We start from the raw sequence: 247 nt of genomic DNA on the forward strand, positions 1-247 counted from the left end.
GTTAACGATTGGGCACGAACAGCTGATAACAAATTAGACCCTGCCCTTTATGATGCCTTTATCCACGGCTATGAAAGCGTACGTCCATTATCTGATGAAGAATGCGCGTATTTCCCTACTGCACAAAGAGCCGGATGTATTCGTTTCTGGGTATCTCGTCTGCTCGATTTCCATTTCCCTCAATCAGGAGAAATGTCGTTTATTAAAGATCCAAATGCATTTAGAGATCTATTATTGAGTCTTATAT

The 247-nt window shown here is 40.9% G+C and carries 1 pseudogene; it reads left to right on the top strand.

The window, feature by feature from the left end:
* Window positions 1–247 (top strand): annotated as a pseudogene (locus ACTHS4_RS12310) (homoserine kinase); the annotation flags it as partial.

It is taken from the genome of Neisseria sp. P0014.S009, assembly GCF_051958155.1.
In the GTDB taxonomy this organism is placed as follows: Bacteria; Pseudomonadota; Gammaproteobacteria; order Burkholderiales; family Neisseriaceae; genus Neisseria; species Neisseria flavescens_C.